The 15,334-nt window shown below is 64.1% G+C and carries 11 protein-coding genes and 1 pseudogene; 2 read left to right on the top strand and 10 right to left on the bottom strand.

Annotated features, from left to right (window positions below; translation table 11 throughout):
- Nucleotides 1–38 precede the first annotated feature (38 nt).
- The 5 genes from AC07SZ_RS33935 to AC07SZ_RS33955 all read right to left on the bottom strand — a co-directional run bounded on the left by AC07SZ_RS33935 (nt 39) and on the right by AC07SZ_RS33955 (nt 7,824).
- Entirely contained in the window at nt 39–548 is a 510-nt protein-coding gene (locus AC07SZ_RS33935; protein WP_494917706.1) for a GNAT family N-acetyltransferase, read from the bottom strand.
- Nucleotides 549–833, bottom strand: coding sequence for a type II toxin-antitoxin system TacA family antitoxin (locus AC07SZ_RS33940; protein ID WP_494917707.1), 285 nt, complete (start codon nt 831–833; stop codon nt 549–551).
- Between the two features lie 207 nt (nt 834–1,040).
- Nucleotides 1,041–1,982 (bottom strand): DUF2493 domain-containing protein, encoded by a 942-nt coding sequence (locus AC07SZ_RS33945; RefSeq protein ID WP_494917708.1) that lies wholly within the window; start codon nt 1,980–1,982, stop codon nt 1,041–1,043.
- A 247-nt stretch (nt 1,983–2,229) separates the two neighbouring features.
- Nucleotides 2,230–3,273, bottom strand: coding sequence for a DUF7146 domain-containing protein (locus tag AC07SZ_RS33950; protein ID WP_494917709.1), 1,044 nt, complete (start codon nt 3,271–3,273; stop codon nt 2,230–2,232).
- 12 nt (nt 3,274–3,285) lie between these two features.
- Nucleotides 3,286–7,824 (bottom strand): strawberry notch-like NTP hydrolase domain-containing protein, encoded by a 4,539-nt coding sequence (locus tag AC07SZ_RS33955; protein WP_494917710.1) that lies wholly within the window; start codon nt 7,822–7,824, stop codon nt 3,286–3,288.
- A gap of 185 nt (nt 7,825–8,009) precedes the next feature.
- On the opposite strand from AC07SZ_RS33955, the gene AC07SZ_RS33960 reads away from it, so the two are divergent.
- Nucleotides 8,010–9,203 carry a DUF1173 domain-containing protein gene (locus tag AC07SZ_RS33960; protein ID WP_494917711.1) on the top strand — a complete coding sequence of 398 codons (1,194 nt, stop codon included), beginning with the start codon at nt 8,010–8,012 and terminating at the stop codon, nt 9,201–9,203.
- Nucleotides 9,204–9,238: 35 nt separating this feature from the next.
- On the opposite strand, the gene AC07SZ_RS33965 is transcribed toward AC07SZ_RS33960, so the two are convergent.
- Entirely contained in the window at nt 9,239–9,922 is a 684-nt protein-coding gene (locus AC07SZ_RS33965; RefSeq protein ID WP_494917712.1) for a transposase, read from the bottom strand.
- Nucleotides 9,923–10,151: 229 nt separating this feature from the next.
- On the opposite strand from AC07SZ_RS33965, the gene AC07SZ_RS33970 reads away from it, so the two are divergent.
- Entirely contained in the window at nt 10,152–10,610 is a 459-nt protein-coding gene (locus AC07SZ_RS33970; RefSeq protein WP_494917713.1) for a hypothetical protein, read from the top strand.
- Nucleotides 10,611–10,793: 183 nt separating this feature from the next.
- Here AC07SZ_RS33970 and AC07SZ_RS33975 read toward each other — a convergent pair whose 3' ends face one another.
- The 4 genes and pseudogenes from AC07SZ_RS33975 to AC07SZ_RS33990 all read right to left on the bottom strand — a co-directional run.
- On the bottom strand, nt 10,794–11,393 hold the full coding sequence (locus tag AC07SZ_RS33975; RefSeq protein ID WP_494917714.1) for a DUF1419 domain-containing protein: 600 nt from the start codon (nt 11,391–11,393) through the stop codon (nt 10,794–10,796).
- 132 nt (nt 11,394–11,525) lie between these two features.
- A complete protein-coding gene (locus AC07SZ_RS33980; RefSeq protein ID WP_494917715.1) occupies nt 11,526–11,918 on the bottom strand; it encodes a hypothetical protein in 393 nt (130 codons plus the stop codon).
- Between the two features lie 117 nt (nt 11,919–12,035).
- Nucleotides 12,036–14,186, bottom strand: coding sequence for a ParB/RepB/Spo0J family partition protein (locus AC07SZ_RS33985; protein WP_494917716.1), 2,151 nt, complete (start codon nt 14,184–14,186; stop codon nt 12,036–12,038).
- A gap of 282 nt (nt 14,187–14,468) precedes the next feature.
- A pseudogene (locus AC07SZ_RS33990) lies at nt 14,469–15,266 on the bottom strand (DUF932 domain-containing protein); the annotation flags it as partial.
- Between the last annotated feature and the right edge of the window lie 68 nt (nt 15,267–15,334).

Consider the following 15,334-nt stretch of genomic DNA (forward strand, 5'->3'; position numbering starts at 1 on the left):
CGAGAGCCCGGCCGGCCGGAGGCGTTACGCGCGGGGACCTAGTGGCCTTTGTCGGCCAGCCAGAGGCTCACGTCCTGGATTGAGCGCATGAGCACCGACGGATTGTCCCGCGCGGGAATGAAGCCCCAGTTCTGCCAGTAGCGCTCGGCCTCGGCGTCGATCGCCCGCACCACCACCGCGCGGCCGCCGACGATGTCGGCGCCGGCGACGCAGCGATGCAGCGCGTCCTTGACCAGGCCGCTGCCGATGCCTCGTCCGGCATAGCGGTGGTCGACGGCGAGTTGTCCGATTAGCAGGCAGGGGATCGGATCGGGCGGGCGTCCGGTGCGGATGGCGCGCGGTGCACTGTTTGGCTGGATCACGCCCGGCGCGAGGCCGTAATAGCCGACGACTGTTCCCTCGTCTTGAACGACCAGGACGCGGGTAAACCCGCGGGCCTGGTTCGTTCGCGCGAAGCCGGCCAGCCAAGCGTTGAGCGCCGGCTTGCCGCAATCGAAGCCGTCGAGGCGGTGCGCGTCGTCGAGGAGTTCGATGCCTGAAAGCGCCACCTAGCGGTCCCAGGGCGGGGACCGACGCAGCCGCTCGGTTGCCTTCGACGGGGGCGCGGCGGCTGGGGCCGAGATAGCCTGCATGAAGGCGTCATAGGCTTCCGGGGACACGCGGATGACGGTTTCGTTGAGGATGGCCGCCTGCGCCTCTTGGAGTGCTGCGCGCCGCATGAACTCCGTGCGCGACAGACCGAGCAGCTCGGCGCCGCGGTCGATGATGGTGAGATCATCGTTGCGAAACCGCATCGAGACGGGTGTTTCCTTCCTCGTGGCTGTGGTGGCCATGGCAAGCTCCTGTGCTGCGTACGTATATACGCCTATGTAACGCGAACCGCAATAGCATGTTGCGTCGCGGCACGCTCCACCGCGTCGATACGATGCGCGGAGGTGGAGGGTGCCGTGCTTCGCGCGCGGGCTTCGGTGCGCTTCGCGCGCGCCGAACCCGGCCGCGCGCGGTCAGGTTCGCTGGTGCGGATACGAGGAAACCGGCGCTCACGCACCGCCCTCTGCGAACCGCCAGACGGGGATGCCGAGCCGACGGGCCTTGTCGGCAAGGTTGTCGGTAATGCCGGAGCCGGGAAAGACGATCAGGCCGTAGGGCACCACCGAGAGAAGCTGGTCGTTGCGGCGGAACGGAGCCGCCTTGGCGTGCCGGTTCCAATCCGGCTTGAAAGCGATCTGGGTGACCTTCCGGTTCTCGGCCCAGCAGGCGGCGATGCGTTCGGCGCCGCGCGGGCTTCCGCCGTGGAGCAGGACCATGTCGGGGTGCTTCTCGCGGGCCTTGTCGAGCGCGTCCCAGATCCGATCGTGATCGTTGCAGTCTAGGCCTCCGGCGAAGGCAATCTTGGTGCCGGCCGGAACGAGCACCTCGGTTTCGGCGTGGCGGCGGGCGGCGAGGAAGTCGCGGCTGTCGATCACCGCCGCGGTCATCGCCTGGTGGGAGACCTTGGAGCCGGTGCGCGGCCGCCATGCCGATCCGGTCTGCGCCTCGTAGAGGTCGGCGGCCTCGTCGCGCATGATTTCCAGCACGTTACGGCGCTCGATATAGGTGATGCCTTCCGCGGTCAGCCGTTCCAGCTCGACCGACTTCACCTCCGAGCCGTCCTGCTCCTGCTGGCTCGAACGCTGCGCCTCCTCGTTGCGGTCGAGATTGCGGGCGACGCGCTCGGCGGCGCGGTGGAAGACGTTTGCGAAGGACCAGAGCAGGTCGTCGAGATCGGGTTCGAGCCTGGTGTCGCCGAGCATGCCGGCAAAGGTCTCGACGATCCCGGCGAGGCCGGCCCGGATCACCTCGTCGTCGGGAAGTGGCCGAGGATCAGGTTCGTCCTGATGCGGGCGATGGCCGTACATCTGCAGTTCGAGGATGACGCGATCGGTCGGCGAAGAGGCGTGGTAGGGCTCATAGGCGTCGTCGACAGGAAGGTCGTAGGTCATGGCGTGTCTCCGTCGGTTGAGGCCGCGCCTATCGCGGCCTGACAGCGCTCCCCGGCCGCGCCGCGGGCGCGGCCGCACCGAAGGCCGAAGCGCGAGCGGAGGACGGCGCAGCCGTTGAGGCCGTGACCGGGGGGTGGCAGGGGTCGCCTCTCGGGCAGGCCGCGGGCGCGGCCTCTCCGGCGGACCGCCGCCATGCCTGCAAGTCTTCCGGTGACGCCACCCCTTCCCGCGTGCCGGCCCGGCCCGTTCATCCGGGCGGCAGGAAGAGACGGGCATCCTCCGGGAGGAGCTGACCGCTGAGCCATGCCGCGAGATGGGCCTGGCCGAGATGACGCAGATCGTCGTTGAAGTCGCCGAGCTGTGGCCGCAACACCAGGGCGAGGATCCCTGACTCGCCCGCGCGCTGGCTGAGACGCTCGATGCCGCGCCGGCCGGCGGCGTCGGCATCGGCCGCGATGTAGAGGCGACGGCAAGCAGGAGGCAAGGTCAGGCCGGCGAGGTGATTGGCCGAGGTGGCGGCGGCCACCGGCAGCGCCGGCATCACCGTCCTGAGCGACGCCATCGTCTCGAACCCCTCGCCGGCGGCCATGACCGGGACGGACCCACCGGGATCAAGGCCAAGCCAGATGCCGTTGCCAAGGAGGTCCCCCAGCGAGCGGCGTGGTTCCGCGAGTTGCGCCTTGCCCTGACCCGAGGGATCAAGCCAGGTGCGTTGCAGGCCGGTGATCTGCCCGCTGAGGTTGGTCACAGCGGCAATCAGCGCAGGAAGAGTCTGCGTCTCGCCCGTTACGAGATCCCGGTAGTAGCAGCCGGGATGGAAGCGCAGCGCGCGCTCATGCGTGGAGAGCAGAATGCCGCGACCGGCGAGGTATCGTTCGGCCAACGTGCCGACGATCGGCTGCGACATGGCGCACAGGCGACGCGCCGCGTCAGGCGAGCCGGGTGCCGCGGCAGGTTGCCGGTGCGCGCCAGGAGCTTGGGGCGGTGGCAGCGGCATGGAGAGGAAGCGACGTGCTTCATCCGCGACCGCGCGGAAGTCGACCAGACCACAGCTTTCGCGAATGACATCGAGCAGATCGCCGAATTCCGTGCTGGCTTCATCGACCCATTTTCCGGCTGGTCCTTTCGCGTTGGCCTTCAGCCGCACATGCATGGAGCGGCCGCTCGCGTTGCGGACATCGCCGACGATCCAGTGATTGCCGGAGCGATGGCCATTGGAAAGATATTCGCGGCACACCGCCTCGGCATGTTCGCCAAGGCGGCGTGCCAGCTCGGAAGCCGAGCCGGTCATGATCGCCTCCCCTCAAACCGCCGAGGTACGGTCGGTGACGCCAACCAGCGTATGGCGGTCGAGGAGCGCGGCGAGGATGGCAGACCCTTGCGCGGACGTCGGGATGAACAGCCGGAGCTTCCAGGAGATGATCTCGGAGATCAGCCCCAGCGCCTTCAGCCGCGGAACCATGGCGTCGGTGAAGCCGATCAATTCGACACCGTAGTCGTTCATGACGCGGCTGCGGCGCAGAATCAGGCCATCGGCGAGTTGCAGTCCGATCCGTCCGTCGACAAGCCCGGTCCAGGCATCTTCCGGCGCGAGCTTGGGTACATCGTCGAGCCCCAGATTGCGGAACATGGTCGCGACAAGGGTCGGCGCGATGTGACGGCCGATGATGCGTTCGCCGGCATCAGTCTGGATCCGGTAAACCTGACAATCATGGTCCGGCAGCCGACGCCAGATCGGCAGCAGCAGACCCGTCACGATGTGAAAGGTGCTGGTGGTGGACTCCGGGACGGCGGCGATCTCCGCTTCCCAGAGTTCGCAGAACAGTTTTCGGTCGGTCGGCTGCCAGTGGGTTTCGGCAAGGGCGTCGAGGCCGAAGCGCAGCTCGTCCGTCGGCCGCAGCAAGCGCACGCGGTGCTCTATCGCGCCGTCGTCGAGCATCAGGCTCGCCGTCGGCAGCCGGATCGCCGCACGGCTCGACCGCGTGTTGACCAACAGAATCGCTTGCGGCTCGGCCCGGGCGATCGCCAGCGCATCAACCAGGCCGAGCGGCCGCATACGGTCCTTGCGCGCGACGGTCAGCACATGCGACTGCGCGCCCGAGACCGGGTGCGAGTAGACGGTGCGGCGATCTGTGACGACGATGCTCTCCGCCGTGATGGTCTCTAGGCCCTTGTCGTAGTTGCCGGCGGCGATGGCGCCTTCTATTCTTCCCGCCATCAGCTGCTCGAACACCTCTAAAAGCAGATTCTGGGTTTCGATGCGCAACGCCAGCAGGCGATTGAGCCAGGTCGTGATCGGCGGCAGTTCGTCGCGCAGCCCGCCTTCGTCGGTCGTCAGCGACAGCCCGGTCACCGTCTCGAAGGTTGTGAGCGAGCAGCCCTCGATCCTGCCCTGGTGCAGCAGATGATAGAACTGCCGCAGGGCTGCGCGGGCATAGGGGCTTTCGAGATTGTCCTCAGCACGGAACAGCCCTGCCCCGCCGGTCTGACGTTGGCCGCGCGTGATCGCGCCCAGCGTGTCGAGCCGTCGTGCGATCGTCGACAGGAAGCGCTTGCCGGCCTTCACATTGGCGGCCATGGGCCGGAACAGCGGCGGTTGCTTCTGATTTGTGCGGTGGGTCCGTCCGAGACCCTGGATGGCGTTGTCGGCGCGCCAGCCGGCCTCGAGCAGATAGTGCTTGCGCAGCCTCTGGTTCCTGACCCCGAGATCGGCGTGATACGAGCGGCCGGTGCCGCCGGCGTCCGAAAAGATCAGTACGCGCTTGTCGTCATCCATAAAACTCTGGGTCTCGGCGAGATTGGCCGAGCCAGGGCGGTTCTCGACGGCCAGCCGGTCGATACCGTCGCGGCCGGTCTTCTTCACGATGCGGCGCGAGCGGCCGGTCACCTCGGCAACGGTGTCGATGCCAAAATGATGGATGATCTGGTCGAGGGCGCTGCCGACCGGTGGCAGCGAAACGATTTTTTCGATCATCTCGTCGCGCCGGCGAACAGCCTCCCGGCATTGAACCGGGTTGCCATCTTCGTCGTGGACAGGCCGCGAATAGACATTGCCTTCGGCGTCCGAATATTCCTCGAACAACTGGGTGGGGAAGGAATGCATCAAGTACCCGCCGACGTACTCGCGCGGCGTGACGTCGACATGCAGGTCCGACCATTCCTCGGTTGGGATCTCGGCAAGCCGCCGTTCCATCAGCGCCTCGCCGGTCGAGACGATCTGCACGACTGCCGCATGCCTGTCGGCGAGGTCCTGCTCGATCGCGCCGATCAGCGTCGGTGTCATCATCGAGGTGATGAGATGGCTGAAAAAGCGCTGCTTGGTGCTCTCGAAGGCTGAACGCGCCGCCGATTTTGCGTTGCGGTTCAGCGTGCCGGCCTCGCTGGTGATGTTGGTCGCCTCGAGTGCGGCGGTCAGGTTGTTGTGAATGACCTGGAATGCATCTGCATAGGCGTTGTAGATGCGGATCTGCTCCTCGGTCAGCGCGTGCTCGAGGAGGTCGTATTCGACCCCGTCATAAGAGAGCGAACGCGCCGCATAGAGGCCGAGCGATTTGAGATCGCGGGCGAGCACCTCCATCGCCGCGACACCGCCATCCTCGATCGCGGCGACGAATTCGGCACGGTTGGCGAATGGAAAATCCTCGCTGCCCCAGATGCCGAGACGTTGCGCATAGGCGAGGTTCTCGACGGCGGTTGCACCGGTCGCGGAAACGTAGACGACGCGCGCGTCGGGAAGGGCGTGCTGCAGCCGCAGTCCCGCCTTGCCCTGCTGCGACGGGGCGACGTCGCCACGCTCGCTTTTGCCGCCAGCGGCGTTGGCCATGGCGTGGGCCTCGTCAAAGACGATGACGCCATCGAAAGATTTTTTGGGCCCCGTCGGGCCCTCGTCCCCCCTCGCCGAGTTTTCCTTGTTCCCAGTCGGGCCGTCGGCCCTCCCCGCCTCTTGGCCGACCCAGTCGAGGATCTGGGCGATCCGGGATTTCTTGCCCTCCCGTTCTTGCGAGCGCAGGGTTGCGTAGGTCGTGAACAGGATGCCCTCGGCAAGGCGGATCGGTGTGCCCTGCCGATAACGTGACAGCGGCTGGACGAAAAGTTTTTCCTGGCCAAGTGCTGCCCAATCGCGCTGGGCGTCTTCCAGCAATTTGTCCGACTTGGAGATCCAGATCGCACGGCGGCGGCCCTGCAGCCAGTTGTCGAGAATGATGCCGGCGACTTGCCGTCCCTTGCCGCAGCCGGTCCCGTCACCCAAAAACCATCCACGGCGGAAGCGCACCGCGTTCGCAGCACCTTCTGGCGCGGCCGAAACGACATCGCAGGTCTCGTCAACCGTCCAGGTCCCGGTGAGATGGCTGCAATGGGCTTCGCCAGCATAGATGACGCTTTCGAGCTGGGCGTCCGACAGCAGGCCCTCGTCGATGATCGCATCAGGAAGAAGCGGTCGATAGGAAGGCTTCGGCGGCGCGACGGCGGCCATTGCGGCCGACTGCACGAGCGGCGTCGGATGCGGTTTGGCGCGGGGAATGTCGATCGACTGGAGCGCATACGGTTCGTAGATCGTCTCGGTGAGCCGGCCGCCCTCCTCCGGCATCCAGTCGCGCAGCTCATAGGCGAGGGGAAGGGCCGGCGTGCTGTTTGCCATGACCTGGCGGGCGGGCTTCGCCCGCGCAGTCGGGCGAACCGATTGGATGACCTTCGGAGCAGCCGTTGAGACACCGATGGGTGCGGCTCTCGCTCCCGATCGGGCACCCATGTGCATAGCGGCATTGCGCACGATGCTGTTGGACAATGCACCGATCGAGTCCGGAAAGCCGCCCGGTGTCCGGGGCGGCAGATCCGTGATCCAGGAGAGCAGCGTTTCGACATCAGTGGCCTTGCCCGGCGACCGGACGAAGCTTTTCGGGTCGGCCGCCGGTACCTTGTCGATAATTGTCAGGCGGGTCTCAGTGGTGGTGCCATGGCGGGCGTAGACACGGCCATCGATCGCCGCGGTGAAAATGACGGTGCCCTGCTGCTGCAGGCGCTCGAAGGCCGGCCGCCATTTGGGGTTTTCCGGAGACAGCCCGGTGCCGGTGATGGCGACCAGGCGCCCGCCGGCGCGCAGGCGTGCGAATGCGGAAGAGAGGTGGCGCCATGCCGCGTCAGTGACATGGCCGTCGACATAGGCGCCGAAGCTGAACGGTGGATTCATCAGCACGACGGACGGCTCGATGCCCGCGTCGAGATGATCATCGATATGGGCGGCGTCGTGCCGCGAGACGGGGAACCGGGGAAACAGCAGGCCGAGGAGATCGGCCCGCGTCGCGGCAAGCTCATTAAGGGCGACCGAGGCGCTCGCAATCTCCGCGTGGACGGCAAGCAGACCGGTGCCGGCCGAGGGTTCGAGAACGAGGTCGCAAGATGCGATCGCCGCGGCGAGCGCTGTCACGAAGGCGAGTGGCAAGGGCGTCGACAGCTGCTGCATGGCCTGGCTCTCGTCGGACCGTCGCGTGTGGGTGGGAAGAAGGTCGGCGATGCGCTTGATCATCGCCAGCGTTGCCTGCGGCGAGGTGGACCGGGACAGGATCGCAGGGCCGAACCGGCGCAGAAACAGCACCTGGGCGACTTCGAGCGCCTCATAGGCGTCCTTCCAAACCCAGAACCCTTGCGCATCGCTGCCGCCAAAACTTGTCGTCATGGCGGTGCGCAGTGCGGCGGTGGTGACAGGCTTGCCCTGCCCGAGGAAAGGCAGAAGCAGCATTCCCGCCTGATGGATCGCCTGGGCGGTGTCGATGGCGTCCTGTGCCGGCGCGGCGAGGGAAGCGGCCGTACGTGCGACGGTTGAGGTGGTCGAAACAATGTTCATGGAGATGTCCTTCGCGAGATGGAGGTGATGCCCGCGCCGGCACTCTCTCCGCGCCAGCCGGGCCACACTCCTCCCGGCTCCCCTCTGCCTCTGGCGCCGATGCACCAAAGGGGTTGCGCTCTGTGCAAACCCATGACTTGAATGCGCGCACAGGGATGCGGCGGCGACCTGGAGCTGTGGAGGTGATGCGGCGGTTCAGAATTGGCAGTGCGGTCTACGAGGAGGGAGCGCCTGACCTGCAGGCGGCGCTGGCGAGCGCCTATGCCCGCACCGAGCGTCCGCTATGCCTGTGCCGCGAGCCGGGCTGCCCGATGTACATCGCCCGCATCGGCGACCTTCATCTGATCAAGCGCATGCCGCTGAGCGGCGGCGGGCATGATCCATCCTGCGATTCCTATGAATCGCCTTACGAACTGTCCGGCCTGGGCGCCTTGATGGGGAGCGCGATACAGCTCGATCCGCAAAACGGCTTGGCGGCCCTCAAGTTGGACTTCAGCCTGTCGAAGACAGGGAGCCGGGCCACATCGGTGCCTGCGAGGCAAAGTTCCGCCAGCGTAACCGCCGATCCCAGGAGGATGTCGCTGCGTAGTCTGCTACACTATCTCTGGCACGAGGCCGAACTGACGGTCTGGACATCCCGGTGGGCCGGCAAACGGCATTGGTGGAATCTCCGCTGGCATCTGCTCGAGGCTGCCGGGCAAATGACGGTGAGGGGCGGACCGCTCGCGGATATCCTGTTCGTGCCCGAGCCGTTTCGGGCCGAGAACAAGGAAGCCATCGAGCAGCGTCGAAACGCGGTTCTCGGCACGGCGCTCCCGCCTAAATCAGGTCCACGAAAGTTGCTCGTCCTGGTGGGCGAGGTGAAGGAGATCGGGCCCGCCCGCTCCGGTCAAAAACTCGTCATCAGGCATTTGCCCGGCTTCCCCTTCATCATCGACGATGCATTGCATCGCCGTTTGCAGGCACGTTTTGAGAAAGAATTGTCGCTGTGGGCAGCGGATTCCAGCTCGCATCTCATGACGATCGCGACCTTCGGATTGAACCCGGCCGGCCTCGCCATTGTCGAGGAGATCGCGTTGATGGTGGTGTCCGAGAACTGGATTCCTTATGAGACGGTCTCGGAGAAAAGGCTCGTCGATGGGCTCGCCCGCCTTCGCGAGAAGAGCGTGAAGGGATTGCGCTTTGACCTGCAACCCGACCAGCCGATCGCCAACGCTTTGCTCCAGAACAGGGACGAGCCGACAGCACTCTTTGTTGTCCCCGCCGGTGCGGACCAAGCGTTCGAGGCTTCGTTGCAGGATATGATCGCGAACCGGCCGGAGATGGGTGCTTGGACTTGGCGGGTCGGTGATGGCGATATGCCACCGCTACCTCTCTGAGCGTCGGCGGAATTTCCAACGAGGCTCAGTATGTCTTACGCAAGGCCCAGCTTCTTTTTGAGCTCGGCATTTTCCTTGCGCAGACGGTCGGCAAGCAGGTTCTTGAGGCGCTTGTTTTCTTCTTCGAGCGCGACAAGATCACGGAGATCGCCGCTGTCTGAAGAAGGTGCGGCAGCCCTCTTCCAATAATAGTAGGTCTGCTCGGATATGCCGGCCTGGCCAACCGCAATCTTGCTGGTCGCGCCGCCAGCGATCGATTTCTCGATCTGGGCAAGCTTCTGGGCGCGTTCCTTCTCGGAATATGTCTTGCGGGCGGTCTTCGCTGCCACGGGAGCTTCTGCGGCCGGGGGCGCAGGTTTCGCTCCGTTCTTGCGGCCCGGTTTGACGAGCTCTGCCTTAGATTTCTTTGCTCGCGGAACTTTCTTCTTCGATTCAGGCATTTCCACTCTGGCTGGCGTTACTGTCGTCTGAACAGTCTGAGCGTCCTGAAAATCGGCCATGATATACTCCGCTTGTGGTGTTTCCCCTTTTTCAGCATCAAGGGGTCTTATACTGAAGTCAATGACCTGGGAATTTGGAAGCCGAGCAGAATGAGCCGGCTGCGTCATCTCCGTGGCAATGTTGCACAGGTCGAGATCGCCCCAGATCGAATGATTTCGCTTTTGCAGGCCGCGCTTCTGTTTCACTTCCACGATGAATGGTCGGATCTGGTGCTTCATAGTCTGTTCCTTGATGTGAGCATGACTTGCAAGCCAAGTCGCTGTTCGTGTTAGCGAGTATCCGACGTATCTTATCGCTCTCGCCGTGCTTTATCGGGGAAGCCCCGCAACGAGCAAGCGGTGTGTCATGGGCCTAGGGCAACCGGCTCAATCAACGGGGGCAAACATGCCTACCGAGAGAGAGCTGCCTCATACACGCGATGCTCAGGCGTCTAGCCGGCGGAGTGCGATGACTGTGCACAATCCGGCTGGAGCGATTGCAATCCTCATTTTCTTGGGAACTAATCTTCTCATGGCGGCGGATGAGCTGGACGCGCTTGTTTTCGGGATGGCAGTCGAAAGCGTTCGTGCGCTTTCTGTTCCTTTCACGGAAAAAGTCGCAGAAGTCGCCCACAGAAGCCACGGTGTCCTGCTTTTCAATTTGCGCGTCGATGGCGACATGGAACTTCAGCGCGTCGCCGCTATCCGGTATCCAAGCAATCAGACAGGCGTTCTGGTGCTGGATAAGCAAGGCTTGTTGACCAGCCATTGCATGGTCAATGGCACTTTCTCCTGCTTTATCGCTCCGTTGGAGGACTGGAACACGCTGCCGCTCGCAACGCAGGCCAGGACGAGTATCGCCGGCCCGGCCAGCCTGTTCATCGGCGCTTTACGCAATGCCGGGTACTTCGCGCGTGGCAGGCACTGAAGTTTTGCTGAGGGCCGGATGCTTATATCGTCGGGGCTGTTGGCCATACGGTCTCGCATGTCTCAACAACTTGAGGATGGGCCGTACGCGGGTGCATCCATTGAGCGAAAGTCGGTGACCGTGATGGAGACGCTGCGCCGCCGAAGCGCGGTTCTTATAGATGCCTATCGTCGTCTTCCTTCATCAGCTCCGACGCAATCGGACTTTGGACAGGAACTCGTCGATCTCGAGATCCGACAGATCATCGAGCAGCTTGAAGACAGCATCTTGCCTTCCGGCGTTAACAAGAATCGTGCGTTTGCCTTGATGTTCGGCCCACCCGGTCTCGGGGTCTGCGTTGCGGGCGGTCCCCCTGAGCTCGACAGGGATTATGTTCCAGATCGCCTCGAGCTTTTCCGCGCGGGTCATGCTGTCGCTCGCGCCGGTCTCGTGGGCGATGATGGCGGCGCGCATCTTGTCTGGCGACTGCCGATCCGTGAGATCGCAGAAGCCATGAAACCAGCGCTCGCGGCCCCGGATCCGGATCGCGAAGAATACGCTGGTGACGTTGCCGGCCTTATACTCAGACATTCCGAACATACCCGTGCGCATGAAGAGCGGCGGCAGCAAATCGAGCATGAAGTGATATTCTGACGCGTTGATCTCGAACCACTCGGCTGAATAGGGGGTGCCGGAAAGCGGATCGATGCCGGGAGTGTCTTTGTGACGGCTGAACAGTTGGAACATCTGCTCGCGGGTGGCGACGCCGTCGAGCACCTTCCTGAACGGTGGATGTGCGGTCATGAGGTTCTCCTGAAGACAGGTCGGCCACGCGCGGCATCACCGCGCCATGGCAACTGCATGGTGTGTTGTGGCTGGCGACGGGCCGAGCCTGCGGCCGGCGCGTGCATCGGCGATGATGGGGTTTGCAGGGGTTCAGGCGGCGCATCGTTCGGAGGAACGCGAAGCGTCTCGACCAACCCCGGTTATGGCTCGGACGGCGGCGGCGAGCGCCGGGATATCGTCAAGCATGCCGAGTGCAACGAAGTGGTTGGCCCCGCCGGTGTAGTCCTTACGGCCCTTGCAGGTGCGGATCAGGATACCGTGACCGGAGGACAAACCGAACTGGCCGACCTGGATGTAGGCGTGGTCATGGTGCAGGGTAATTTCACCGCAAACGGCGATGCCCGCCTTGTTTGAGCGCAGGTCAAAGCTGCCCGATGGCAAGTTTAATTCAGCGGCAAGTTTCTTCAGGCGTGAACGGGCTGTGGTGTGGAAACGTCTCTTCTGCTGCTCGTCGTAGGCGCAGCTTCTGTACCAGTCGAACATGTCGATCTCCATGAAACGCAAGCGCCCGGGGTCGCGATGGCGATCCCGGGCTCGAGAGTGAATTGGAACTGGATTGGGCCCGGCGGGAGTGCCGGCCCGGTGCGAGCGTGAGGCCGGTTATTCGGCGGCCTGGAGGTGGTCGGGCTCGACGCCGTCGATGGTCACCGGCTCATCGGAGGACGGATCCGCATCGTCGGCGAGGAAGGCCGGCAGCTCGGCGGCACCGCCGTCGAGAGCCGCCTCGTCCGACATGTCGCCGGCGGCCGCGTCGCCTGCATCGCCAGACGCTTCATCGACATCAACGCGCAGCGGCTCCGGCAGCCATTTCGATCCTTCGAGAAGACGGGCGGCTTCGCGGGCCATGATGTCCTTCTTCATGTGGTCGATCAGCTGCGAGGAGTCTGCGCCACGCGCTTCACGGACAGCCTGTAGAATCCGCGCCTTGGTGAGCCGCCCGAGGAACTCGACGGTAGGCGTCCAGCCGGCGTCGACCATGTCGAACTGCAGCGAGCGGCCAAGCACGTCTGCATGCTCGAGCGCCTTCGCTCGCCTGTTCCAGGGTTCGACCACCGCATTGAGGGTCAGCGAGACGCAGTGCGCGAACAGCGCCTTGCGGCTTGCTTCATCGAGGCCGAGAAGGAAGTCCCACAGGCCTTCCGCCTCATCGGGCAAATCGCGGTCCCAGGCTTCGTGCCGCTCGGCGATCTCCTTGGCCCAGGATGTCTCGGCAAGACCATCGACCTGGCTGAAGCTCCCGCTCTTCATGCTGATCTCCAGGCACGTGTTCGGCGCGAAGCGATAGAAAACGTGCAGGACGAAGGCATGGAGTGCGGCGACGATGGCGATGTCGACGTCACCGGCGAGCGCGTTGCGCAGTGCCAGCGTCCGCTGCGCGGTCAGGTCGAAGACGAGCCGATCGGGCAGTGGCTTGATGCCATCGTCCTCGCCGTCGTCGCCGGAGGCGTCGTGCACCGGTTTGCCGTTGACGACAACACCATCGCCATCGTCGTCGCCATTGGATCGGGTTTCGCCGTCGGCGCCCCCTTCGTCGCCCTCATCGACATCGCCGGTTTCGGTCCGCGGCTCGTCCTCGGGCCGCACGAAACCGGCGTCGACCTGGAGCTTGCCGTTCGCGGCAAGCGTAACGAACACACCGGCATTGGCCTTCTGGGCGGGGTCGTAGCTTTGAGGACGATCATCGATCGCATCGAGCTCGGCGCCCAGCTGGTCGAGCTTCGCCTCGATTGCTTCGTCGGCATCCTCGGGCTTGGCATAGTCCGCATCCAGCTTGTCGTATTCGGCCTTCAGCGCGTCGTAGCGTTCGATCTCCTCGGCGCTGAGCTCCTGCGCCTCGGCGTAGATGCGCCGCATGCCGGAGGTGTGGCCATAGGGAAAGCTGATCGCCGCCTCGACCCACTTCCAGCCTTCGGCGCGGATTGCCTCGGCATCCACCTTCAGCCTGTCGAAGACAAGCTGCTCGAGGAGTGCTGCATCCTGGAACCAGCCGCCGGAATCCTGCTCGAATAGGTCGCGAAGGATGATACCGCCAGCCGCTTCATAAGCTTCGGCGCCGGCATAAACGGCCCGACGATCATCGGCCCGCACCGTCGTCTCGGTCAGCAGACGCCTGATGTAATAGGGTTCCTGCGTGTGCGAGCTGGCAATCCGCTCCCAGACCTGTTCCTGGCGCGCGTGATCGTCGGAGATCGAAAACGCCATGATTTGCTCGAGCCGGATTTCGTCCTTCTCGTAGAGCTCGAGCAGCTTCGGTGACACCGATGCCAGCCGCAGGCGCTGCCTCACCGTCGCCGGTGATACGAAAAAGCGGGCACCAATCTCGTCGGGATCGAGGCCCTGATCGCTGAGCGTCTTGAAGGCCCGAAACTGGTCGAGCGGGTGCAGGTCGGCGCGCCGCAGGTTTTCGGCAAGCGAATCCTCCTCGGCCGAGGTTTCCTGCCCGCGATTGACGATGCACGGGATCAGCTCATCCTTGGCCAGGCGTTTCTGCTTGATGAGGGTGCCGAGCGCCAGATAACGTCGGCCGCCGGCGGGCACCTCGAACGTGCCGGTCTCCTCGCCGTCACCGTCGAGCACGGGACGGACGTTCAGACTCTGGATCAACTTTCGCCGTCCGATGTCTTCGGCCAGCTGCTCAATCGACACGCCGTCTTTGATACGCCGGACATTTTTCTGCGACAGCATCAGCTTGTCATAGGGAATGTTCTCCGCGGCGTTCATCGCGATCTTCTGAATGGCGTTCTTTGCCATGGTTAGGTTCTCCATGACGGGCGGCCCGGGGCCTCTCCCCGAACCTCCAAGCCCGTCAAAAACCCTCCCCTCCCCCCTCTGCCTCCAGGCCTCACGCCGACCCGGCCCCGGCTCGCGATCTGGACGCGACCTAGCCGCCCGAGGGGTCTCCGGCTTGTTGGCGTTACCGGGTTCTCCCACGGAAAGAGCGCCGTCCTTGGCTCGCGGAGGACCGCGCCAGAATTGATGGAGACGGCCGGAGGCGAGGCCGGAGGCGAGAGTTTTCGCCGCCGGCTTCGTCGGTCAGTTGGCAAAATCGAGAAGCTTCTTGGCTTTGCCCTCTATGTCCAGCCGCACATCCTGATGTGGCTTGTCGCGCGCGACCCGCGTGATGCCCTGCACGAAATCAAAGATCGATTCCGGTGGTCTGCCTTCCTCCATGAGAACAGTATCGATGATCTTCGTGGTCTCGGACTTGGAGAAGCCGCGCTTGCGCAGGAAGCCCTGGCGATCTTCGTCGTCTCTGGCAACGATCCGTTGCCGCGCCGTCTTGATGCCGTTGACGAACGGCAGGGGGGAGGAATCGGCAAACTGGATCAGGGCGGGCTCGGCTTCAAGGGCGAAACGGGAGGCCGCGTATTTCGAATGGCGGATGGTAATTTCCTCGAAATCTTCGACGCCCCACAGATTTCGATTCTGGCACACTGCGCGCAGATAGAAGCTGGCGATGCCGAGGGTGCGGGCTCCGACTTCGGAATTCCAGCAATAGAAGCCACGGAAATAGAGATCTGGTTCCCCATTCGGCAGCCGCCCGGCCTCGATCGGGTTCAGATCGTCGACGAGGAACACAAAGACATCGCGATCAGACGCATAGAGCGTCGTGGTGTCGCTGGAGATATCGACGTGCGGATTGTAGATTCCCGTTGACCAGTCGAGCACGCCGGGCACTTTCCAGCGCGTGTCGCCGGTACCGTTGCCGGCAATCTTTTGCACGGCGTCCACCAGCTCTGAGTCAAATATTCTGCCGTAATCAGGGCCTGTTACCGCTCGCAGCTCGAGGCGTCCGTTCTCGATTTCCAGCGTCTTCACCTGCTCGGCGCGTTATCTGAACAGTCAAGCTGTCTCAGACGACGTTCCTCCTGTGGAACTGGCGAGGTTCGCGGGCATCT

The organism is Mesorhizobium sp. GW821-FHT07A06 (assembly GCF_059419085.1).